Raw genomic sequence first — 23,355 nt, forward strand, 5'->3', positions numbered from 1 at the left:
GCTAAGGAAAGCAAACCATGAAAATCGCAACACAAAACCAGGCCTTTTTCCCAACCAATATCCTGGAAAAGTTCGAGTACATCAAAGCGATGGGTTTTGATGGCTACGAAATTGATGGCCGCCTGCTGGTTGAAAACCTCGATGAGGTGAAAGCGGCTATCAAAGCCACTGGCCTGCCGGTTACGACGGCATGCGGCGGATACGATGGCTGGATTGGTGATTTTATCGAAGAACGCCGTCTCAACGGGCTACAGCAGATTGAACGCATTCTGGAAGCACTGGCCGAAGTGGGCGGGAAGGGCATTATCGTGCCTGCTGCCTGGGGGATGTTTACCTTCCGCCTGCCGCCGATGACCTCTCCGCGCAGCCTCGACGGTGACCGGAAAGCCGTAAGTGCCTCCCTGCGCTGGCTGGATAAAGTAGCCGCGCGCACCGGTACCACCGTCTATCTTGAACCGCTGAACCGCTATCAGGACCATATGATCAACACCCTGGCAGACGCGCGTCGTTATATTGAAGAAAACGACCTGAAGCACGTGCAGATCATCGGCGATTTCTATCATATGAACATTGAAGAAGACTCGCTGACCGATGCCCTGCACAACAACCGCGATCTGCTGGGTCATGTACACATTGCGGATAATCATCGCTATCAGCCGGGCAGCGGCAGCCTCGATTTTGCCAGCCTGTTCGATCGGCTGCGTGCCGATAACTATCAGGGATATGTGGTGTATGAGTGCCGCGTTCGTGCCGACGATCCGGCTCAGGTTTATCAGGATTCACTCACCTATTTGCGTGAATGCTAAGGATGACAAGCGTGATGAGTGCTTCTACACCTTCGCCTCTGCGCGTCGCCATTATTGGTGCCGGCCAGGTCGCGGATAAAGTGCATGCCTCGTATTACGCCTCGCGCAGTGATGTTCAGATGGTGGCTGTCATGGACAGCCGCCTCGAGCAGGCACAGGCGTTCGCGGACCGTTATGCTATTCCATCGGCATGGCAGGACGCGCACGAGATGCTGCAGGTTGTAAAACCGGATGTGGTGAGCGTCTGTTCGCCTAACCGATTTCATTTCGAACATGCGATGGCGGCTCTCGAGGCTGGCTGCCATGTGATGTGTGAAAAGCCGCCGGCGATGACGCCGCAGCAGGCCGACCAGATGCGCATCGCCGCGCGCAAGGCGGGCAAAGTCCTGGCATATGATTTTCACCATCGCTTTGCCCTGGATACCCAGCTGCTGCGTAATGCGGTTATTAACGGCACGCTGGGCGAAGTTTATTTCACCTCCGCGCAGGCGCTGCGTCGCTGCGGCGTACCGGGATGGGGCGTTTTTACGAATAAAGCGTTGCAGGGCGGTGGGCCACTGATCGATATCGGCATTCATATGCTGGATGCCGCAATGTACGTGCTGGGTTTCCCGAGCGTGAAGCGGGTAACCGCGCACAGCTTTCAGAAGCTTGGGAACCAGAAACACAGCGGCCAGTTCGGTGAGTGGGATCCCGCGCAGTTCACGGTCGAAGATGCGCTTTTCGGGACAATTGAGTTCAGCAATGGCAGCGTTCTGCGTCTGGATACCTCCTTCGCGCTTAATATTCGCGAGCAGTCCATCATGAATATCTCATTCTGTGGTGATAAGGCAGGCGCAACGCTGTTCCCGGCACACATTTACAACGACGAAGCCGGTGTTTTGCAGACGCTAACGCAGCGCGAAGAAGCCGACGATCGGCGTCATCTGCGCAGTATGGATGCTTTTGTGCGCCACGTGATGGGCGAGCCGGTTATGATCGCCGATGCGGAACAGGGGCTGGTGATCCAGCAGTTAGTCGCAGCGTTATATAAAGCGGCGGAAACAGGGGAAAGCGTGACGTTATGCTGATCCAGTCTGTATTAACCGACCCGGGCTTTTGCCCGCATAGCCTGAATAAGTACGCGTCCATAATGGCCTGCGGTAACGGCTATATGGGCGTTCGCGCCACGCATGAAGAAGATTACACCCAGCAGACCAGAGGCATGTATCTGGCGGGCCTGTACCATCGTGCGGGGCGCAATGAAACGAACGAGCTGGTCAATCTGCCCGATATTACAGGCATCAATATTGAACTGGACGGCATCAATTTTACGCTGCTGTCCGGCGAAATTCTTGACTGGCACCGTGAACTGGCCTTCGCCAGCGGGGAACTGCGCCGCAGCGTTCTCTGGTGCTCGCCGGAGGGAAAACGCTATCGCCTGGAAAGCCGTCGCTTTGTCTCGCTGGACCAGCTGCCGCTGGTCGCCATGCAGCTTTCCATCACGCCAGTTGATGCGGATTCCCGCGTTGTTCTGAAAACCGGAATCGACGCGACCCAAACCAACAGCGGGAAGCAGCATCTGGATGAGATATCCGTCAGAGTTTTTGATGAGCACTATATGCAGGGCGTGTATGAAACGCAGAATCGCGTTTCTGACGTGGTGATTTCGGCCTGCTGCCGACTGTCTAAAAATAGCGACAGCTGCTTTACCGCCAAAAATCGACGCGTAATGGCGCACCACGCGCTGACCGTTAATGAAGGTGACACCGTAACTTTTGAAAAGCTGGTCTGGGTTACCCACCGCAGTGATAAAGCCCTTTCGCAAGACTCGTTTGCCCGCCATTCGCTGGCTGAGTTAAAGGCGTGTGCAGAAAGGGGTTACGCAGCGTTGCTCAAGCGTTCCGTCAGCGCCTGGGAAAGGGTCTGGCTCGACTGTCGCGTTGAGGTTGAGTCGTCTGAACATCAGGATCAGATGGCGCTGGATTACGCCGTCTGGCATCTGACGACAATGACGCCAGCCCACAGCGAACGAAGCAGCATCGGCGCAAAAGGGCTGACGGGCGAGGGGTACAAAGGGCACGTATTCTGGGATACCGAGATTTTCCTGCTGCCTTTTCATCTGTTTACGCGCCCGCAGATTGCCCGCAACCTGCTGCGCTATCGCTGGCTTAACCTTTCAGGCGCCCGTGAAAAAGCCCGCCGTAACGGTTGGCCGGGGGCGTTGTTCCCGTGGGAGAGCGCCGCCAGCGGACAAGAGGAGACGCCTGAGTTTGCCGCAATCAACATCCGCACCGGGGTACGCCAGAAGGTCGCTTCTGCGCTCGCTGAACACCACATCGTGGCGGATATTGCCTGGGCCGTCGTTGCTTACTGGCAGGCGACGCACGATGATGCCTTTATGCGTAATGAAGGCCTGACGCTGCTGATGGAAACCGCTTCCTTCTGGATGGGGCGCGCGACGGAAACGAATGGTCGCCTTGAGATCCATGACGTGATCGGCCCTGACGAATATACCGAGCATGTCAACAACAACGCCTACACCAACTATCTGGCCTGGCACAACGTAGCCTGCGCGCGCCAGTTTATGTCGATGTTTGGGCGGGAAGATGCGCGATTCACGGATAATGCCGCACGGTTCCTGGCGCGCCTGTGGCTGCCTGAGGCTAATGCAGACGGGGTTATCCCACAGGATGACACCTTTATGGCAAAACCGGCGATTGACCTGACCCGCTATAAAGCGAATGCGGGTAAACAGACCATCCTGCTCGATTACTCCCGCGCGGAAGTCAATGAAATGCAGATCCTAAAGCAGGCCGATGTTGTGATGCTTAACTACCTGCTGCCGGAGCGGTTTACGCCGGAACAATGTGCCGCCAATCTGGCCTTCTATGAGCCACGCACCATCCATGATTCGTCGCTGAGCAAAGCCATCCACGGGATTGTTCTCGCGCGCTGCGGTGACACCGAAGGAGCCTATGCCTTCTGGCGCGACGGTATCGCTATCGATTTGGGTGACGATCCGCACAGCAGCGATGACGGTATTCATGCCGCGGCTACCGGTGCGATCTGGTCCGGTGCCATTCAGGGGTTTGCTGGCCTGCAAATCATCGAAGGGGAGTTGCACCTTGCGCCGACGCTGCCCGCTCGCTGGAGCAGGCTTGCCTTCCCGCTGCGGTGGCGGGACGCCACAGTGCATTTCACCTGTGAAGATGGCCGGTTAACCATCGAAACTACTGCACCTGTCAGGTTGACCCTGTGGGGCAAAACGCTGGATATAACGGGACGGAAGGTCTGCGCTTATAAGGACTTTCTTGCATCCGTTAATGGGACCGCTACCACGGAGGGGCACCATGACGCTTAACGCTGTTGTATTTGATTTGGACGGTGTGATTACCGATACCGCACACCTTCACTTTCTCGCCTGGCGTGCCGTAGCGCAGGAGATCGGCATCACCTTCGACGAGGTGTTTAACGAACAGCTGAAGGGGATTAGCCGTATGGATTCCCTCCAGCGCATCCTGAAGCATGGGGGGAAAGCGGGGATGTTCAGCGATGAGCAGCGTGAGGCTCTTGCGGCAAAGAAAAACGCGCTCTATGTCCAGTCGCTGTCATCGCTGACGCAGGATTCGCTGCTGCCGGGCATTCGCGACGTGCTGGCAGATATCCGTGCGGCGAAGGTCAAAATTGGGCTGGCGTCAGTTTCGCTCAACGCCCCGGGGATCTTACATGCGCTGGGCATTCATCAGGCGTTCGATTTTTGCGCGGATGCCTCGCGGATCCGCCGCTCAAAGCCGGATCCGGAGATATTCCTCGCGGCCTGTGCAGGGCTGAACGTACGTCCTGAAGAGGCCATCGGTATCGAAGATGCCGCGGCAGGCGTTGAGGCAATCAACGCCGCAGGAATGCTGTCGGTCGGGATTGGGCCTGGCCTGAACCATGCGGGACTACAACTTCATTCAACGCGGGAACTGACCTGGAAATGCCTCACGGCGTTCTGGGCATCCCGGGCGCATTGATAAGGAATTAATAATGGCTCAACTGTCTCTGAAACACATTCAGAAAATCTATGATAACCAGGTTCACGTGGTAAAGGATTTCAACCTCGAAATTGAAGACAAAGAATTTATAGTCTTTGTCGGTCCGTCGGGCTGCGGTAAATCCACGACGTTGCGCATGATTGCCGGACTTGAGGAGATCAGCGCGGGTGAACTGATCGTTGACGGGGTGTGCATGAACGATGTGCCTGCCAAGTCCCGCGATATCGCCATGGTTTTTCAGAACTACGCGCTTTATCCGCATATGACGGTCTACGACAACATGGCGTTTGGCCTGAAAATGCAAAAAATCGCGCCATCCGTCATTGAAGAACGCGTCAGCTGGGCGGCACAAATCCTCGGGTTACGTGACTACCTCCAGCGTAAACCAGGCGCCTTGTCCGGCGGTCAGCGCCAGCGCGTGGCGCTGGGCAGGGCTATCGTACGCGAAGCCGGGGTATTCCTGATGGACGAACCGCTGTCTAACCTTGATGCCAAGCTTCGTGTGCAGATGCGTGCCGAAATCAGCAAGCTGCACCAGAAGCTTAACACCACCATGATTTACGTGACGCACGACCAGACGGAAGCCATGACCATGGCAACCCGTATCGTGATCTTAAAAGACGGCATCATTCAGCAGGTAGGTGCGCCGAAGCAGGTTTACAACGAGCCGGCAAATATGTTTGTGGCAGGGTTCATCGGCTCACCTGCGATGAATTTTATTCGCGGTGCAATCGACGATCGCTATTTCGTGACGGAAACGCTGCGTCTGGAGATCCCTGAAGACAAGCTGGCTGAGCTGAATGCGCAGGGCTACCAGCGTAAGGCGGTCGTCTTTGGCATCCGTCCGGAAGACATTCTCACCCCGCAGAGCAGCGGGGGAGAGATCACGGCAAAAGTCAGCGTCGCCGAACTGACCGGGGCGGAGTTTATGCTGTATGCCACCGTGGGCGGGCATGAACTTGTTGTCCGCGCGGGGGCGGCAAATGACTACATTGCGGGAGATAATATCGGCATCCAGTTCGATATGAATAAATGCCATTTCTTCGATGCTGATACTGAATTAGCTATTAGATAAGAAAGGTGTTCGCCGGAAATGAAAGTTTCCGGTTTTTTGTTAGTTAATTATAAAGGAATATTTTAATGAGTACTCTACTAAGAAGTGCTGCGCTCGTTCTGTGCGCAGGGGTTAGCTGCGCGCAAGCAACAGAAACAGCAAAACGCTGGGAGTTTAATATTGGTGCCATGTATGAAATTGAAAACGTCGAAGGACAGGGCGACGATAAAGATGGATTATATGAACCTTCCGTGTGGTTTAACGCCACGTACGATGCGTGGACCATTTCACTTGCCATGTATCAGGAAGGTCCGGTTGATTACAGCAGCATGACGCGCGGTACCTATTTTGACCGTCCGGAATTTGAATTACGGTATCGCTTCATTGGCACCGATGATTTTACGCTGGGTCTTACGGGTGGTTTCCGCAATTATGGATATCATTTTAAAGATGAGCACGGGGCAAAAGACGGTAGTGCCAATATGCAGCGCTACAAAATTCAGCCGGACTGGGACCTGAAATTAACCGATGACTGGCGTTTTGGCGGTTGGTTTGCCATGTATCAGTTTGCAAATGACCTGGGAAAAACCGGCTATTCTGACAGCCGTGTCGAAACGGAAACCGGCTTTACCTGGACAATAAATGAAACCGTCTCTGCAAAGGTTAATTACTATTTAGAGCGTGGTTTTAATATGGACAATTCACGTAATAACGGTGAATTTTCCACGCAGGAAATTCGCGCGTATCTGCCTGTTTCATTAGGTCAGACGACACTGACGCCTTATACCCGTCTTGGGCTTGACCGCTGGTCAAACTGGGACTGGCAGGACGATCCAACCCGTGAAGGGCATGACTTCAATCGCCTGGGGCTGCTCTATGCTTATGACTTCGCAAATGGCGTATCCATGACGCTGGAATATGCCTACGAATGGGAAAATCACGACGAAGGAGATAGCGATCGCTTCCACTATGCGGGTGTCGGCGTGAATTACGCGTTCTGATAACCGGTTACCAGGGGCGGATGCCCCTGGTTTTTAGCGTAGCGAAGCCGCATCTGAAAAATGCGTTTCGACCAGTACCTTATGTGGCGCAGCTTTACCCGCAATGCACCTGAACAGCAGGTCGCAGCTCTCTTCACCCAGCTTTCTCGTCGGAATATCAAAACCTCCTGGTGCAGGGGTCAAAATGAGAGACAGCATCGGGTCGCTGTATCCCGCTATGGCGACCTGTTCAGGGATCGTCAGATTCAGCTCATCCGCGGCACGATAGAGGCTCAGCAATTTCATGCTGTCCGTGGCAAAAACCGCGTCAGGCGGGTTACCAGAAGAGAGCAATTTACACGCCGCCTGAAGTGCACTTTCATGGGTATATCCGCCATCAATAACCCAGTCCGGGTTAATAGCAAATCCCTGTTGTTCAAGGCTGGATTTATAACCCGCGAGACGATCGATTGAAACGTGATAATCAAGCGGGGCATGCAGGCAGGCAATTTTCGTTCGCCCATGCCTGATAAAAGAATCTGTCAGTATGGCGCTGTCGTGGAAATTGTCCGTATCGACAGAGTATATATTCTGATAATCACCTTCCACTTTACCAATAACGACCACCGGCACTCCGTATTCATCCAGCGTGGCGAAAAAAGATTCGTTAGCCGGTGAGCTCAGCATGATGATCCCTTTGATCATCTTCTGCTTTATTTTACCCACGCACTTTTGTAGATCGTCTTCACTGCTTCTTGAGGTTTGTAAAATGACGTCAAAACCTTCTTCTTCCGCTTTTGCCGTGATGGCATGCAGTACGTCAGAGAAAAAAGGATTGCCTGCGGTAGTTTTGGTTGAGCGGGTCGAAATAACCATAATGGCGTCAAAGCCAGAAGAGGTAAGCGCGCGGGCAAGTTTATTAGGTTGATAATTTAATTCTTCTATCGCCTTCAACACTTTTTCACGCGCCTCGGGAGATATATTCGTTTGTTTATTCAGAACGCGCGACACGGTTGATTTCGAAACGCCAGCAACGCGTGCAATATCATAGATCGTGGGTGACATACACCTTACTCACTCCAGACGGACAGCAATGGCGCCCATCTTACTGGAGAGAAAACGGCAATAGCAATAATTAAGAATTGATAATCAACGATCTGCCCCAATTTATTGTATTCTGAAGTGACTCTTTTCCGGCTTCCAGGCAATGAAGGATGGCGATGAAGCGACTTAAAAACGAATTCAATTCTCTGGTGAACCGTGGCGTTGATCGGCATCTGCGTCTGGCCGTGACGGGGCTGAGCCGCAGCGGTAAGACCGCATTTATTACGGCAATGGTCAATCAGCTTTTGAACCTGCATGCCGGGGCACGGCTGCCGCTGCTTAGCGCGGTGCGCGAGGAGCGGCTGTTGGGCGTGAAACGTGTGCCGCAGCGTGATTTTGGCATCCCCCGCTTCACCTATGATGAAGGGCTGGCGCAGCTGTACGGGCAGCCACCCGCCTGGCCTACGCCGACGCGTGGCGTGAGCGAGATTCGTCTTGCGCTTCGTTTTCGCTCTAACGAATCGCTGATGCGCCATTTTAAAGAGACGTCCACGCTCTATCTTGAAATTGTGGATTATCCTGGCGAATGGCTGCTCGATTTACCCATGCTGGCGCAGGACTACCTGAGCTGGTCCCGACAGATGACCGGCCTGTTGCAGGGGCAGCGTGCGGACTGGTCGACAAAATGGCGGCAACTTTGCGAAGGGCTGGATCCGCTGGCGCCAGCGGATGAAAACCGTCTGGCAGCAATAGCCGAGTCCTGGACGGACTACCTGCACCAGTGCAAGCAGGAGGGGCTGCATTTTATCCAGCCGGGGCGGTTTGTTTTGCCGGGAGATTTAGCCGGTGCCCCCGCGCTGCAGTTTTTCCCATGGCCGGACGTTGACGGCATTGGCGAAGTGAAACTGGCGCAGGCGGACAAAACCACCAACGCCGGCATGCTCCGGGACAGGTACAATTACTACTGTGAAAAAGTCGTTAAAGGTTTTTATAAAAATCACTTTTTACGTTTTGACCGTCAGATAGTGCTGGTGGACTGCCTGCAACCGCTCAACAGCGGGCCGCAGGCGTTCAACGATATGCGACTGGCGCTGACGCAGCTGATGCAGAGTTTTCATTACGGCCAGCGAACGCTGTTTCGCCGCTTGTTCTCTCCGGTGATCGACAAGCTGCTGTTTGCCGCGACAAAGGCCGATCACGTGACGGTCGATCAGCACGCCAATATGGTTTCCCTGCTGCAACAGCTGGTGCAGGATGCATGGCAGAATGCGGCTTTCGAAGGGATCGGTATGGATTGCCTGGGGCTGGCGTCCGTACAGGCCACCCAGAGTGGGCTGATCGACGTGAATGGCGAGAAAATCCCGGCATTACGCGGTAATCGCCTCAGCGATGGTGAACCGCTCACGGTCTATCCGGGGGAAGTCCCGGCGCGTCTGCCGGGCCAGGCCTTCTGGCAAAATCAGGGGTTTCAATTTGAAGCCTTCCGTCCGCAGGTGATGAACGTTGACCAGCCATTGCCGCACATCCGTCTGGATGCAGCGCTGGAGTTTTTGATTGGAGATAAATTGCGATGACGGAACCGTTAAAGCCACGCATTGATTTTACTGGCCAGCTTGAGCAGACACCGGAGGAGGTGTTCAAAACGGCGCACACCTTCAGCGGCCCGCAGGCCGACAATTTTGCGCCGGTGCTGGCAGAAGAGCCGCTGGTTGAAGAGGGGCAGGCGGAAGCGGTCGTTGACGCGGCGCTGCGCCCGAAACGCAGCCTGTGGCGCAGGATGGTCAGCGCCGGGCTGGTCCTTTTCGGTGCGAGCGTAATCGGGCAGGGCGTACAGTGGGGCATCAATGCCTGGCAGACGCAGGACTGGGTGGCGCTGGGCGGCTGTGCAGCCGGGGCACTGATCGTTGGTGCGGGCGTTGGGTCAGTGGTCACCGAGTGGCGACGGCTCTGGCGTTTGCGACAGCGTGCCCACGAACGTGATGAGGCGCGGGATCTTCTTCACAGCCACGGCACGGGCAAAGGGCGTGCTTTTTGTGAAAAGTTGGCGGCTCAGGCCGGAATAGATCATTCTCATCCGGCGCTTCAGCGCTGGTACGCGGCGATCCACGAAACGCAGAACGATCGGGAAGTTGTCACGCTCTATGCCCATATTGTTCAGCCGGTGCTGGATGCGCAGGCACGGCGTGAAATAAGCCGGTCAGCCGCAGAATCCACGCTGATGATTGCCGTCAGCCCGCTGGCGATGGTGGATATGGCCTTTATTGCCTGGCGCAACCTGCGCCTGATCAACCGTATCGCCCGGCTGTATGGCATTGAGCTTGGCTATTACAGCCGGCTGCGCCTGTTCAAGCTGGTATTGCTGAATATCGCCTTCGCCGGGGCCAGCGAACTGGTGCGCGAGGTAGGAATGGACTGGATGTCGCAGGATCTCGCGGCACGTCTGTCCGCGCGAGCGGCGCAGGGGATAGGTGCCGGTCTGCTGACGGCACGCCTGGGAATCAAAGCGATGGAGGTTTGTCGCCCTTTACCCTGGATTGACGGCGACAAGCCGCGGTTAGGCGATTTCCGGCGCGAGCTGATTGGCCAGCTCAAGGATACGCTTAACAAAAAACCTGCTCAGTGAGGTTTTGTTTACTAATCGTGCTGGCTGTCAATATTTGTTGACAGCCACCTTCCCGAACACCGCGATCTGACATATCATTTTACTGTTAATGGCTTAAACGGTGAATTTCCCATGCGTCTGGAAGTCTTTTGTGAGGACCGTCTCGGTCTGACCCGCGAGTTACTCGATCTTCTTGTTTTACGTAGCATTGATTTACGTGGCATTGAGATCGACCCTGTCGGGCGAATTTACCTCAATTTTGCCGAAATTGAATTTAATACCTTCAGCAGCCTGATGGCGGAAATCCGCCGTATCGCTGGCGTTACGGATGTACGCACCATTCCATGGATGCCGTCCGAGCGTGAACACCTGGCCCTGAGCGCGCTGCTGGAAGCGATGCCGGAGCCGTTCCTGTCCCTCGATCTGAAGAATAAAGTCGAGCGCGTCAACCAGGCCAGCTGCCAGCTGTTTGCGCAGAGCCAGGAAAAACTCATCGGCCACCACGCCACGCAGCTGATCCCTGGCTTTAATTTCCAGCGCTGGCTGGAGAGTAGCCCGCAAAACACCCACAGCGAACACGTGGCGATCAACGGACAGAATTTCCTGATGGAGATCACGCCGGTCTACCTGAAAGGGGAAAACGACGCGCGCGTGCTGACCGGAGCCGTGATCATGCTGCGCTCCACCGTGCGCATGGGCCGCCAGTTGCAGAATCTTTCAAGCCAGGATGTCGGTGCCTTCAGCCAGATCATTGCGGTAAGCCCGAAGATGCGTCACGTGGTTGAGCAGGCGCGCAAGCTGGCAAATCTGACCGCGCCGCTGCTTATCACCGGCGATACCGGTACGGGAAAAGATCTGCTGGCGCATGCCGTGCATCTGGCCAGCCCGCGTGCGGCAAAACCCTATCTGGCGCTCAACTGCGCTTCTATCCCGGAAGACGCGGTTGAAAGCGAACTGTTCGGCCATGCGCCGGAAGGTAAAAAAGGCTTTTTTGAACAGGCGAACGGCGGCTCGGTGCTGCTGGACGAGATTGGCGAAATGTCGCCACGCATGCAGGCGAAGCTGCTGCGTTTTCTGAATGACGGCACCTTCCGCCGCGTAGGGGAAGATCATGAAGTGCACGTTGACGTGCGCGTGATATGCGCCACCCAGAAAAACCTGGTGGAGCTGGTTCAGAAGGGCGTCTTCCGGGAAGACCTATACTATCGCCTGAACGTTCTGACCCTTAATATTCCGCCGCTGCGCGATTGCCCGCAGGACATCATGCCGTTGACGGAGCTGTTCGTGGCCCGTTTTGCCGATGAGCAGGGCGTTCCGCGTCCGAAGCTCTCCGCCGATTTGGGCACCGTGCTGACCCGCTACGGCTGGCCGGGCAATATTCGTCAGCTGAAAAACGCGGTCTACCGTGCGTTGACCCAGCTGGAAGGATATGAACTGCGACCGCAGGATATTTTGTTGCCGGATTACGATGCCGGAACGGTATCGGTGGGCGAAGAGGCAATGGAAGGCTCGCTGGACGATATCACCAGCCGTTTCGAGCGCTCGGTATTGACGCAGCTCTATCGTAGCTATCCGAGTACCCGCAAGCTGGCTAAGCGCCTTGGGGTGTCGCATACCGCGATTGCCAATAAACTGCGCGAGTACGGATTGAGTCAGAAGAAGGGTGAAGAATAAATAAAAAAGCCTCTTTGCAGAGGCTTTTTTACGATTACGCTTTCAGGGCGTCGAGTGCCGCGGTGTAATCCGGTTCGGTGGTGATTTCATTTACCAGCTGGCTGAAAACAACGTTGTCGTTTTCATCAATGACCAGCACCGCGCGCGCGGCCAGGCCTTTCAGCGCACCTTCGGAAATGCCAACACCGTACTTCTCAAGGAAATCCGGGCTGCGCAGGGTGGAAAGGGTGATGACGTTGCTCAGGCCTTCAGCGCCGCAGAAGCGGGACTGGGCAAACGGCAGGTCAGCAGAAATGCACAGCACCACGGTGTTGTCCATTTCGGTCGCCAGCTGGTTGAATTTACGCACGGACGCGGCGCAGACGCCGGTGTCGATGCTTGGGAAAATGTTCAGGACTTTGCGTTTGCCGGCAAACTGGCTCAACGTGACGTCAGACAGATCTTTAGCAACCAGAGTGAAAGGCTGTGCTTTGCTGCAGGACTGTGGAATGGAACCTGCAACAGCAACCGGGTTGCCCTGGAAATGAACGAGTTGTGACATGGATATCTTCCTGTTTACAAATAGTTAACGTCGTGGCTAGTGTATGTCATCCGCAGTTAGCACGGCAAACCAATTTTACGCCTTACCGGCCTGCAAGGAGTCAGTGATGAGAAGCGTTAAGGTCTATGAAGAAGCCTGGCCATTGCATACCCCATTTGTGATCTCGCGCGGCAGCCGTAATGAGGCCCGTGTGGTGGTGGTTGAATGTGAAGAGGACGGCGTGAAGGGCGTCGGGGAATGTACGCCCTATCCACGCTACGGTGAAAGCCTGGCGTCGGTGATGGCGCAGATAATGACGGTTGTGCCCGATCTTCAGACCGGCCTTACGCGTGAAGCGCTCCAGCAGCGCTTACCGGCTGGCGCAGCCCGCAATGCTATTGACTGTGCTCTCTGGAGCCTTGAGGCGGCGAAACAGGGCAAAATGCTGCCTTCACTTCTTAACGTTACGCTTCCAGACGCGATCGTCACCGCGCAAACGGTAGTTATTGGTGAACCGGAGCAGATGGCGGCCAGCGCCCAGGCGCTGTATGCCACGGGCGCGACGTTGTTAAAAGTAAAGCTCGACGACCGTATGATAAGCGAACGCATGGTCGCCATTCGCGCCGCGGTGCCTGAGGCAACCCTGATCGTCGACGCGAACGAATCATGGCATAGCGAAGGGCTGGCAGCGCGCTGTCAGCTGCTGGCCGACCTGGGCGTTGCGATGCTTGAGCAGCCTTTACCCGCGGAAGATGATGCCGCGCTGGCAAATTTCATTCATCCGCTTCCGGTATGTGCTGATGAGAGTTGCCATACTCGCGAAAGCCTGTCGGCCCTGAAGGGCCGCTACGAGATGGTGAACATTAAGCTCGATAAAACCGGTGGATTAACCGAAGCCCTTGCTCTGGCAAAGGACGCGCAGGCGCAAGGATTTACCTTAATGCTGGGCTGTATGCTCTGCACGTCCAGGGCGATTGGCGCAGCGCTCCCGCTGGCGAACAGCGTGCGTTTTGCCGATCTGGATGGCCCAACCTGGCTCGCGGTTGATGTATCACCCGCCCTGAATTTCACCTCCGGCGTGCTTCACCTCTGAGGCTGCCAGCGCAGCAGGTCCGTCATTGCCCGCAGGTATTTTTCGCTCGCTTCGTCCGAGGAGATGGGCGGAAACTCTGCGGTGATACAGTGCAGGCCGAGGTCGGCGCACCAGCTGCCAAACGATCCGGGAGTTTCATAGCCGACGCTGGTCACCAGAGGAAGGGCAAACGCATCTGCGAGCCATTGCCCGAGCGCCGTATGGCGAGGATCTTCAATACAGGCGAGCGGATCGTGGAAAGAGACAACCCAGGCCGGGTGGATCTTATGAATAAGCTGGCATAACGCCTGAGTCTCGGGTTCGGAGCCGGGCTTGTCGCCCGTAAGCAGGACCACATCCCGCTCCTGCGCCGAACTGTTCCAGCGGTACACCGTTTCACCGGCGCGCCAGTTTGCCGCCGGGAAGTTCCTGTTAAGGTCAACTCCCCGCGCATTCGCCCGTAGCCCAAGCTGGCAGCCGTCCGGGTTAACGGTCAAAATCACATGATGACGCCGCAAGTCGGGAGCCAGCGTCCGCAGCGCGCAGGAGAGCGTCACGATGGACGAATTTTCGTCGCCATGCATCCCCGCAATAATCAAGCCGCTGTTGCGATCGGCCTCGGGAGCCGGAAACCAGATTAATGGAGCGCCTAAAAAGGAGCGGCCATAATGTTCAGTACCGGGCGGAAAGGCGCCGCGTTCCGTTCGTGGTCGGGTGGTTGCCATAGTAAACCCTGATGATGAAGTCGCTTCTGGCAGTGTTGTGCAAAACCCGCGCTTAATCAAATAGTTTCCTTTCGTGTAGAAATTTGCCTGACATCAACTTTCAGGAGGAAGCATTTGCATTTCTCCGTTTCGAAACAAATAATTACGCATCTGCCTGTTACCTGAAATCATTAAGGGGATCGTATGAAGCATCCTGTTTCGCTTCTTTGTACTGCGCTGTGGCTGTGCGGGCTCTCATCACTTTCATATGCCGCGGATGTTCCCCAGGGAACGGTTCTGGCGCAAAAACAGGAGCTGGTTCGACATATCAAAGATGAACCCGCTTCCCTCGATCCGGCAAAAGCGGTGGGATTACCGGAAATTCAGGTGATCCGCGACCTTTATGAAGGGCTGGTGAATCAAAATGAAAAAGGGGAGCTGGTGCCGGGAGTAGCGACGCGCTGGCAAAGCAATGATAACCGGATCTGGACGTTTACCCTGCGAGACAACGCGAAGTGGTCTGACGGTAGCCCGGTGACGGCGCAGGATTTTGTTTACAGCTGGCGTCGTCTGGTTGACCCGAAAACGACCTCACCTTTCGCCTGGTTTGCGGCGCTGGCTGGAATTAACAACGCTCAGGCCATAATCGATGGCAAAGCTGCACCAGACACCCTTGGCGTAACGGCGGTCGATGCGAAAACGCTGCGCGTTCAGCTCGACAAGCCCCTGCCGTGGTTCAGCAATCTTACGGCTAATTTTGCGTTCTATCCTGTCCAAAAGGCCAACGTCGAAAGCGGTAAAGAGTGGACACGTCCAGGCGCGCTCGTCGGTAATGGTGCGTATGTGCTGAAAGATCGTGTGGTTAATGAAAAACTGGTGGTTGAGCCGAATCCTCATTACTGGGATAACGCCAAAACGGTGCTTCAGAAAGTGACTTTCGTGCCGATCAATCAGGAGTCATCAGCAACGAAACGTTATCTGGCGGGCGATATTGATATAACCGAATCGTTCCCAAAAAACATGTATCAGAAGCTGCTTAAGGATATCCCTGGGCAGGTATACACGCCGCCGCAGCTGGGTACCTACTACTACGCGTTTAACACGCAAAAAGGCCCAACCGCTGATGCCCGCGTGCGTCTGGCGCTCAGCATGACTATCGACCGGCGGATCATGGCGGAAAAAGTGCTGGGAACTGGCGAGAAGCCGGCCTGGCACTTCACTCCCGATGTGACTGCCGGTTTCACGCCGGAAACCTCGCCATTTGAGCAGATGTCGCAACAGGAGCTGAATGCTCAGGCGAAAACGTTATTGCAGGCAGCAGGCTATGGCCCGCAGCGCCCGTTAAAATTAACGCTGCTCTACAACACGTCCGAAAATCATCAAAAAATTGCGATTGCGGTTGCATCTATGTGGAAAAAAAACCTGGGCGTTGACGTCAAGTTGCAGAATCAGGAGTGGAAAACCTACATCGACAGCCGTAACACCGGGAATTTTGACGTCATCCGTGCGTCATGGGTAGGGGACTACAACGAGCCGTCGACTTTCCTGTCGCTGCTCACCTCCTCCCATAGCGGGAATATCTCGCGCTTCAACGATCCGGCGTACGACAAGATTATTAATCAGGCGACGCTTGAAACCACTGAAAAAGCGCGTAATGCCGACTACAATATGGCGGAGAAGATCCTGACAGAAAAGGCACCTATTGCTCCGATTTATCAATACACCAATGGCCGCCTCATTAAGCCCTGGGTCAAAGGATATCCAATAAATAACCCAGAGGACGTGGCGTACAGTCGTACTATGTACATTGAAAAGCACTAGAATCGAAAGAGCAGGGCGCGGTGCGATTACGATAGCTGTAATCGCATTAGCGCCCGAAGCCTGATTTCATCTTATTAACAGGCTTGTTACTATTGATGAAGCTTTTTATGTTACAGGTCGGCATTCATATTCCACATGAATATCTTTGGTCGCCTTATTATTAGCGTTGTTCAACTTTTATTACGGTCATTTATTGACGTTTTATATAACGGGAAAATGACGGTGTGTTCAGATCCGTTTTAGTCCGATGCTGGACAGGTTACCTTTTCAAGTAATTATTTATTGATGTATTTAAGAATCAGAAAACTGCTGAATGAAAACGCGAAAGATTTATTCAGGCGGAACTGAGCAATATTCAATGATAGCCCCGACATTCCTGCACGCGGCGTCATGCCTTCCTGTTTATGACAAATTCACAGTCAAAGATTACTTTGTGCGATATATTCATTTCATTTATGAATGATAAGATTATTATTAAATTGCTTAAGAATTACTTTAAAGAAAAGTACAGGGCTGGCAAGTTGATTTCATTAGAGTTTATGTTCTAAGATGGCTCTGTAAAAATCCTCACAAAACTATCATTTATTTCTTTAAAAGAAAGGGACTGCTATGGCCGATTCATTTCAGAATGAGGTGCCCAGGGCACGCATAAATCTCAAGCTGGCTCTGCACACGGGCGGCGCGCAGAAGAAAGTTGAACTGCCGCTTAAACTCCTCACCGTGGGGGATTTCAGTAATGGTAAAGAAAATCGTCCTTTATCTGAAAGGAAAAAAATAAACATCAACAAAAATAATTTCAATAGCGTACTTTCGGAATTTAACCCGGAAATCAATCTGAATGTTGAGAATACCCTTGCGGGGGATGGCTCCGAAGAACAGGTGAAGCTGAGCTTCTCCGATATTAAAGACTTCGAACCGGAGCATGTAGCCCGTCAGATACCGCAGCTCCGCGCTATGCTGGCGATGCGTAATTTATTACGCGACCTCAAATCCAACCTCCTTGATAACGCCACTTTCAGAAAAGAGCTTGAGAAAATCCTTAAGGATCCGGCGCTGTCTCAGGAATTACGTGACGAAATGAGTGCACTGGCCCCGAAATAAGCGGCTGCATTATTAATGGATTAACCGGGAATATGCTGATGTCTGTAAATACTGAAACCGCCTCCGCGCAGGGGCAGACCACCGTACTTGAAAAAGAGAGCGTTTATGCCTCCCTGTTTGAAAAAATCAACCTGTCCCCGGCGTCGAGCCTGGGTGATATTAACGACTTCCTCGACGATGCCGCGTTGTCTGACGCTCCGGCAGGCGAGCGCCTGACGGCCGCGATGCAGGTGTTTATGGACTGCATCCGCAAGTCCGGACAACAGGTGGAAAAACTCGACAAGTCGCTGATTGACCACCATATCGCAGAGCTGGATTTCCAGATTAGCCGCCAGCTGGATGCGGTGATGCATCACGAAGAATTTCAGAAAGTGGAATCACTTTGGCGCGGCCTGAAGCAGCTGGTGGACAACACCGACTACCGCCAGAACGTGAAAACCGAAATTCTGGATGTCTCCAAAGACGACCTGCGCCAGGACTTTGAGGATGCACCGGAACTTATCCAGAGCGGCCTGTACTGGCACACCTATACCGCTGAATACGACACCCCGGGCGGCGAGCCGATTGGTTCAGTCATTTCCGCCTATGAGTTCGATGCCAGCCCGCAGGACGTGGCGCTGCTGCGTAATATCTCGAAAGTGTCCGCTGCCGCGCATATGCCATTTATCGGTGCCGTCGGCCCGGCCTTCTTTATGAAGGACTCCATGGAAGAGGTGGCCGCGATTAAGGACATCGGCAACTACTTCGACCGCGCAGAGTACATCAAGTGGAAATCCTTCCGCGATACCGACGATGCCCGTTATATCGGCCTGGTGATGCCGCGCGTGCTGGGGCGTCTGCCTTACGGTCCGGACACCGTGCCGGTGCGCAGCTTCAACTACGTTGAGCAGGTGAAAGGCCCGGACCACGAAAAATACCTGTGGACCAGCGCGTCGTTTGCTTTCGCTTCCAATATGGTGAAGAGCTTCATCAGCAACGGCTGGTGCGTGCAAATTCGTGGCCCGCAGGCGGGCGGGGCGGTGAAAGATCTGCCGATCCACCTTTACGATCTGGGTACCGGCAACCAGGTGAAGATCCCGTCAGAGGTGATGATCCCGGAAACTCGCGAGTTTGAATTCGCTAACCTCGGCTTTATACCGTTGTCGTACTACAAGAACCGCGACTACGCCTGCTTCTTCTCGGCGAACTCGGCGCAGAAACCGACGCTGTACGACACCGCCGATGCCACCGCCAACAGCCGCATCAACGCCCGTCTGCCGTACATCTTCCTGCTGTCGCGTATTGCGCACTACCTGAAGCTTATTCAGCGCGAGAACATCGGCACCACCAAAGACAGACGTCTGCTGGAGCTGGAACTCAATACGTGGGTACGCAGTCTGGTGACTGAAATGACCGATCCGGGTGACGAACTTCAGGCATCCCATCCGCTGCGCGACGCAAAAGTGGTGGTGGAAGATATCGAGGACAACCCGGGCTTCTTCCGCATGAAGCTGTTTGCGGTGCCGCACTTCCAGGTGGAAGGCATGGACGTGAACCTGTCGCTGGTTTCTCAGATGCCGAAAGCGAAATCATAAGTTAAGGCAGGAAGCCAATGAAAACGGAACAGCCGTTATGGGGAAGGGGCGTGATGGTATCTCCCCAGCACTTCCAGCAACAGGCCGCGTATGCGGCCTGGTCTGCGGAATGCATCGCCCGGTTAGGCCTGTCCCAACCCTGGGGAGTGATTGATGCGACTTTCGAACCGGAAGTACTAAAGCTGGGCCGCCTGCAGGCCCGTCATCTGCACGTTCGTTACCCTGACGGGACGCTTATCGACACGAATAATGCTGACGATCTGCCACCGGTGCTGGCGCTTGAGGGTGAATCACAGGATACGGTGGTAGTGCTGGCCATACCGTTGCTGCGGGCGAATGGCGGCAACTGCCTGAAACCCGATGAGGTGGCCGAGCGCCCTGTTCGCTATCGCCAGCGCTGGCGGGATATCCGCAACGCTTTTGGGGACGACACCCGCCAGATTGCGGTGATGAAACCTGAACTGACGCTGCGGTTTGCCCGTCAGGACAACAGCGATTATCTGACCTGCCCGGTTGCCCGCCTGCAGCAGGATTCGCAGGGGGCATGGTTACTGGATGAGACGTTTCTTCCGCCACTGCTGGCTCTGCAGGGCAGCCGCTGGCTGATGACCCAGCTGGAACAGCTTATGAACCAGCTACGCGTACGTCTGAGCCGGCTGATGGCCATGCGCCGGGAGAGTAACGAGCGGATGGCGGATTTTGCCGTGGCGGATGTTTCCCTGTTCTGGCTGCTCAATGCCCTGAACAGCGCAGAACCTGTGCTCGGACAGTTTCTGCGCCATCCGCAAAGCCCGCCGGAGCGTCTGTATCCGGAGCTGGCACGCCTGGCGGGCAGCCTGCTGACCTTCTCGCTGGAGCATCAGGTGAGTGCGATCCCGGTCTGGCAGCATGAACAGCTGAATAACGTATTCCCGCCGCTGTTTGATTTACTGGGTGACCTGCTGGAAGCCAGCCTGCCGTCGCGGGTAGTGGCGATAGAGCTTGAGCACGATACCCGGCTGCACTTCTGGCAGGCCCGTCTGCATGACCCGCGTCTGCGTGAAGGGGCGGATTACTATCTTTCCGTGCGTTCACCGGTGCCGGTGGCACAGCTGCAGGAGCAGTTCCCGCGCCAGTGCAAGGTCGGCAGCCCCGATCATGTCAGAAGTATCGTCAATTCATCGCGGGTGGGCGTGCCTCTGACCCCGCTGCGCCATGTACCGGCAGCCATTCCGTTACGTCTGGAAAATCAGTATTTCAGTCTTGATGTCTCTCATCCTCAGGCCACTGAAATGCTCCAGGGCGGCACCTGCATGTTTTACGTTCCGGGCATGCTCGGTGAGCCTGAACTTGAACTCTTTGCGGTGCTGAGAACATGAGTGAGCGTAAACGCGGCTCTGCCGCATCCATTGATATTGATGCCCTGCTGCAGGATACCTGGCTGCAGGCGATCAGCCTGCGTCACGGCCCGACGTTTCAGGAGGGCGAAGGGCGCACGCTGTGGGAGCGCTGCATTGCGGATGTCGAACGTGTGCAGCGTGAGCTGAAAGCGAGCGAACTCGATGAAGCCAGCTGCCAGCATATTCTTACCGCACAGTGCGCCCTGCTCGATGAGGCGGTGAAAGGTCGTGGTGTGGAAGATGACGCCTGCGTGCAGTGGTATGACATTCCCCTGCAGGGGCACTTCCTCGGCACCATGGATGCCGGCGACACGCTGTGCGATCGGATGCGCGATGTGCTGCGTGAACCGGCGCCTGACCATGCTGTCGTGACCTGCTTCCAGCGGGTCATGATGCTGGGTTTTCTCGGCAGTTACCGCTCACTGAATGACCCGGATCGCCAGAAACTGGTCAACGCACTCAATGAACATGTCACGTCGTTCAGCTACCCACAGTCTCATCCCGTACTGGCGGAAAGCCATACCGGGCGGGGAATCATGGGCGGCTGGCTGGCGTCATGGCCCGTACGTATTGGTCTGAGCGTGATAGTGGTCGCTGCACTCTGGTGGGGGCTGGATCGCTGGCTGGATCAGTTGCTGCTAACCCTGTTGCCGGGGGCCGTGAAATGAGTCCTGCACAACAGCGCGGGCTGGCGTTGTGGGCCGTCCTGCTGAGTGCCGTGGTCTGCCTGAACTTTCTGCCGGTATCCAGGTGGGTTTCTGTGCTCATTCTGCTGGTGGTGCTGGGGGTTATTCTGGCGTTCCGGACTGTCGCCAGTCGCCGTGAACAGCATGATGTCACCCTGCGCCTGGAGGACCTGCCTGACGCCACTTACCGTCAGCCCGTAGTGCTGGTTTGTGGGGATCTGCCTCTGGCCTGGCCGCATTCGTCACCGGTACTCACTGTCACGCAGGGGTGCTGGATCCGCGTGGAGGATCATCACGATCTGGCACAGGCCGCCCGTCAGATACTGTGGTTACGTCCTGACTGGGGACGTCAGCTGTCGGTGATGGTCAGCGTCTGCCCGCAGCAGCACCCTGACAGCGAAGCCCTGACCAGTCGACTGCTGACCCTGCGCTGGCACATCAGCCAGCTGCGTAAAGCAACCGGTCACTCTGTGCCGCTGGTGCTGAATGGTCAGGTCGGCAGCGCGATGACGAATGACATGTTCTGGCAGGCGGTTTTCCCGGGAGAAGGGGTGAGGGTCTGGCGTGAATCTTCAGCCCCGGGTTCTGTTGTTGAGTGGGTTACCACCGGCGGAACGCCTGCGGTGCAGCAGCAGGTGCTGATGAACAGTCTGATGAACTGGTTCCGTCAGCATGTCCAGGCCGTCTTTATGGATGAGAACCCCGATGTGCCGGTCATTGCACCTGTTGCTGTGCTGTGGGGAATGGGGCCGATCCTGGCCGGAAGCCTGGCCACATCGGCCTGGACAACGTGGCTTTCCCGTCACACCGCGATGCAGCAGGTGTCTGGCTGGCAGCCGGTGGGAACGGACAGTACGGTCATCTCCCTGTTCCCGGATTTTATTTTGCCATTACTGCCGGAGGGGCGGGGCCTGACGCCGCGTGAGCGAACCTGGCGTTGTGCGCTCGGGATTTTCACGCTGGCGGCCATTGCTGCACTGCTCAGCAGTGGCTGGAACAACCGCCAGCTGCTGCAACGCGTGAGCTTCGATATTGTCCGTTACAACAGCATCGCCATGGATGATTACGGTCCTAAAGCCAGCGCCGTACAGGTGCTGCGCGAGGATGCGGCGATGCTGGATGAGTACGCACGCAATGGTGTACCGGCCCGGCTGGGCCTGGGGCTTTATCGGGGGGTACGTCTGCGAATACCGGTGCTGGAAGCGATCCGCTCGTATGTACCACCACCTCCTCCAACGAAGCCTGTAGAAAAAGTTGCACCGAAAATCATCCGCCTCGACAGCATGTCGCTGTTCGATACCGGCAAATGGGCGCTGAAACCCGGCTCGGTGAAGCTGCTGGTGAATTCGCTGGTGGGAATTAAGGCGAAGCCCGGCTGGCTGATTGTGATAGCGGGTCATACCGACAGCACGGGGGATGGCCAGTCCAACCAGGTGCTGTCGCTTAAGCGTGCGGCGTCTGTGCGCAACTGGATGCGCGACACCGGCGACGTGCCGGAGAGCTGCTTTGCGGTGCAGGGCTACGGCGAGAGCCGTCCTGTCGCCACCAACGACACGCCGGAAGGCCGGGCGCTGAACCGCCGTGTCGAAATCAGTCTGGTGCCGCAGGCGAACGCCTGCCAGCTGCCGGGCAACACCCCCGCGCCATCGCAGGATGATGGCGTTTCAAAAAATGAAATGGAGTAATTAACATGGCAATTCCTGTTTATCTGTGGCTGAAGGACGACGGCGGCGCGGACATCAAAGGGTCCGTGGACGTTCAGGATCGTGAAGGCAGCATCGAGGTTGTCGCTCAGGAACACAACCTGTACATCCCGACCGACAACAACACCGGCAAGCTGACCGGCACCCGTATCCACACGCCGTTCCTGTTCACCAAGGAAATCGATTCCTCCAGCCCGTACCTGTACAAGGCGGTGACCACCGGCCAGACCCTGAAATCTGCGGAATTCAAGTGGTACAAAATCAACGATGCCGGCCAGGAAGTGGAGTACTTCAACACGAAGCTTGAGAACGTGAAGGTGGTGAAGGTGAATCCGGTGATGCATGACATCAAGGACCCGTCTTTCGAGAAGCACAACCATCTGGAGCAGATTGAGCTGCGCTACGAAAAAATCACCTGGACCTACAAGGACGGCAACATCATTCATTCCGATTCCTGGAACGAACGCGCCACCGCCTGAGTCTCGTGCGGGCGGGTTTTCCCGTCCGCCGTTTTTGCTGAACGCCTGTAACCGCGGACGTTCAGCAAAGAAAAACACAGTCTGCCTGCCCGACCTTATGCGCTTTGGGTTCCTGAATGAAAGGAAAAGCGACGGGC

The 23,355-nt window shown here is 55.5% G+C and carries 20 protein-coding genes; 17 read left to right on the plus strand and 3 right to left on the minus strand.

Annotated features, from left to right (window positions below):
• Nucleotides 1–17 precede the first annotated feature (17 nt).
• From IM304_RS18275 to IM304_RS18300, 6 genes are all read left to right on the plus strand, one after another.
• Nucleotides 18–806 carry a sugar phosphate isomerase/epimerase gene (locus tag IM304_RS18275; RefSeq protein WP_193355282.1) on the plus strand — a complete coding sequence of 263 codons (789 nt, stop codon included), beginning with the start codon at nt 18–20 and terminating at the stop codon, nt 804–806.
• An 11-nt stretch (nt 807–817) separates the two neighbouring features.
• Entirely contained in the window at nt 818–1,876 is a 1,059-nt protein-coding gene (locus tag IM304_RS18280) for a Gfo/Idh/MocA family protein (RefSeq protein ID WP_193355281.1), read from the plus strand.
• Nucleotides 1,870–4,149 carry a glycoside hydrolase family 65 protein gene (locus tag IM304_RS18285; protein WP_193355280.1) on the plus strand — a complete coding sequence of 760 codons (2,280 nt, stop codon included), beginning with the start codon at nt 1,870–1,872 and terminating at the stop codon, nt 4,147–4,149. The genes IM304_RS18280 and IM304_RS18285 overlap by 7 nt, the downstream gene beginning before the upstream one ends.
• Complete coding sequence (gene pgmB / locus IM304_RS18290; protein WP_193355279.1) at nt 4,139–4,804, plus strand: beta-phosphoglucomutase; 666 nt, start codon at nt 4,139–4,141, stop codon at nt 4,802–4,804. Before IM304_RS18285 ends, pgmB begins: the two co-directional genes overlap by 11 nt.
• 13 nt (nt 4,805–4,817) lie before the next feature.
• Nucleotides 4,818–5,900 carry an ABC transporter ATP-binding protein gene (locus IM304_RS18295; RefSeq protein ID WP_176611208.1) on the plus strand — a complete coding sequence of 361 codons (1,083 nt, stop codon included), beginning with the start codon at nt 4,818–4,820 and terminating at the stop codon, nt 5,898–5,900.
• Nucleotides 5,901–5,965: 65 nt separating this feature from the next.
• The gene (locus tag IM304_RS18300) at nt 5,966–6,880 is read left to right on the plus strand and encodes an OmpG family monomeric porin (RefSeq protein WP_193355278.1); all 915 of its coding nucleotides are present in this window, start codon (nt 5,966–5,968) and stop codon (nt 6,878–6,880) included.
• A gap of 33 nt (nt 6,881–6,913) precedes the next feature.
• Here IM304_RS18300 and IM304_RS18305 read toward each other — a convergent pair whose 3' ends face one another.
• Nucleotides 6,914–7,924 (minus strand): LacI family DNA-binding transcriptional regulator, encoded by a 1,011-nt coding sequence (locus IM304_RS18305; protein WP_193355277.1) that lies wholly within the window; start codon nt 7,922–7,924, stop codon nt 6,914–6,916.
• Between the two features lie 155 nt (nt 7,925–8,079).
• On the opposite strand from IM304_RS18305, the gene IM304_RS18310 reads away from it, so the two are divergent.
• From IM304_RS18310 to tyrR, 3 genes are all read left to right on the plus strand, one after another.
• Nucleotides 8,080–9,477: a YcjX family protein gene (locus IM304_RS18310; RefSeq protein WP_193355276.1), complete on the plus strand. Its 1,398-nt coding sequence runs from the start codon at nt 8,080–8,082 to the stop codon at nt 9,475–9,477.
• Nucleotides 9,474–10,526 carry a YcjF family protein gene (locus tag IM304_RS18315; protein WP_148419707.1) on the plus strand — a complete coding sequence of 351 codons (1,053 nt, stop codon included), beginning with the start codon at nt 9,474–9,476 and terminating at the stop codon, nt 10,524–10,526. The genes IM304_RS18310 and IM304_RS18315 overlap by 4 nt, the downstream gene beginning before the upstream one ends.
• 111 nt (nt 10,527–10,637) lie before the next feature.
• Nucleotides 10,638–12,179, plus strand: a complete 1,542-nt coding sequence (gene tyrR / locus IM304_RS18320; protein WP_193355275.1) for a transcriptional regulator TyrR — start codon at nt 10,638–10,640, stop codon at nt 12,177–12,179.
• 34 nt (nt 12,180–12,213) lie between these two features.
• Here tyrR and tpx read toward each other — a convergent pair whose 3' ends face one another.
• A complete protein-coding gene (gene tpx, locus IM304_RS18325) occupies nt 12,214–12,720 on the minus strand; it encodes a thiol peroxidase (protein ID WP_193355274.1) in 507 nt (168 codons plus the stop codon).
• Nucleotides 12,721–12,826: 106 nt separating this feature from the next.
• Between tpx and ycjG the strand changes: the two genes are divergently transcribed.
• Complete coding sequence (gene ycjG / locus IM304_RS18330) at nt 12,827–13,792, plus strand: L-Ala-D/L-Glu epimerase (protein WP_193355273.1); 966 nt, start codon at nt 12,827–12,829, stop codon at nt 13,790–13,792.
• On the opposite strand, the gene mpaA is transcribed toward ycjG, so the two are convergent.
• Entirely contained in the window at nt 13,783–14,496 is a 714-nt protein-coding gene (gene mpaA / locus IM304_RS18335; protein WP_193355272.1) for a murein tripeptide amidase MpaA, read from the minus strand. The two genes, ycjG and mpaA, sit on opposite strands and share 10 nt — an antisense overlap.
• Before the next feature lie 183 nt (nt 14,497–14,679).
• Between mpaA and IM304_RS18340 the strand changes: the two genes are divergently transcribed.
• From IM304_RS18340 to hcp, 7 genes are all read left to right on the plus strand, one after another.
• Entirely contained in the window at nt 14,680–16,296 is a 1,617-nt protein-coding gene (locus IM304_RS18340) for an ABC transporter substrate-binding protein (protein ID WP_176610185.1), read from the plus strand.
• 609 nt (nt 16,297–16,905) lie between these two features.
• Nucleotides 16,906–17,397, plus strand: coding sequence for a type VI secretion system contractile sheath small subunit (tssB, locus tag IM304_RS18345; RefSeq protein WP_193355271.1), 492 nt, complete (start codon nt 16,906–16,908; stop codon nt 17,395–17,397).
• Between the two features lie 38 nt (nt 17,398–17,435).
• Entirely contained in the window at nt 17,436–18,971 is a 1,536-nt protein-coding gene (tssC, locus tag IM304_RS18350) for a type VI secretion system contractile sheath large subunit (RefSeq protein WP_193355270.1), read from the plus strand.
• A 17-nt stretch (nt 18,972–18,988) separates the two neighbouring features.
• Entirely contained in the window at nt 18,989–20,329 is a 1,341-nt protein-coding gene (gene tssK / locus IM304_RS18355; protein WP_193355269.1) for a type VI secretion system baseplate subunit TssK, read from the plus strand.
• Nucleotides 20,326–21,018, plus strand: a complete 693-nt coding sequence (gene tssL, locus IM304_RS18360; RefSeq protein ID WP_193355268.1) for a type VI secretion system protein TssL, short form — start codon at nt 20,326–20,328, stop codon at nt 21,016–21,018. Before tssK ends, tssL begins: the two co-directional genes overlap by 4 nt.
• Nucleotides 21,015–22,721 carry an OmpA family protein gene (locus IM304_RS18365; protein ID WP_193355267.1) on the plus strand — a complete coding sequence of 569 codons (1,707 nt, stop codon included), beginning with the start codon at nt 21,015–21,017 and terminating at the stop codon, nt 22,719–22,721. The genes tssL and IM304_RS18365 overlap by 4 nt, the downstream gene beginning before the upstream one ends.
• Nucleotides 22,722–22,726: 5 nt before the next feature.
• Entirely contained in the window at nt 22,727–23,218 is a 492-nt protein-coding gene (gene hcp, locus IM304_RS18370; RefSeq protein ID WP_001007319.1) for a type VI secretion system effector Hcp, read from the plus strand.
• Nucleotides 23,219–23,355: the final 137 nt, after the last annotated feature.

It is taken from the genome of Enterobacter cloacae complex sp. P40C2, assembly GCF_014930695.1.
Taxonomy (GTDB): domain Bacteria; phylum Pseudomonadota; class Gammaproteobacteria; order Enterobacterales; family Enterobacteriaceae; genus Enterobacter; species Enterobacter pasteurii.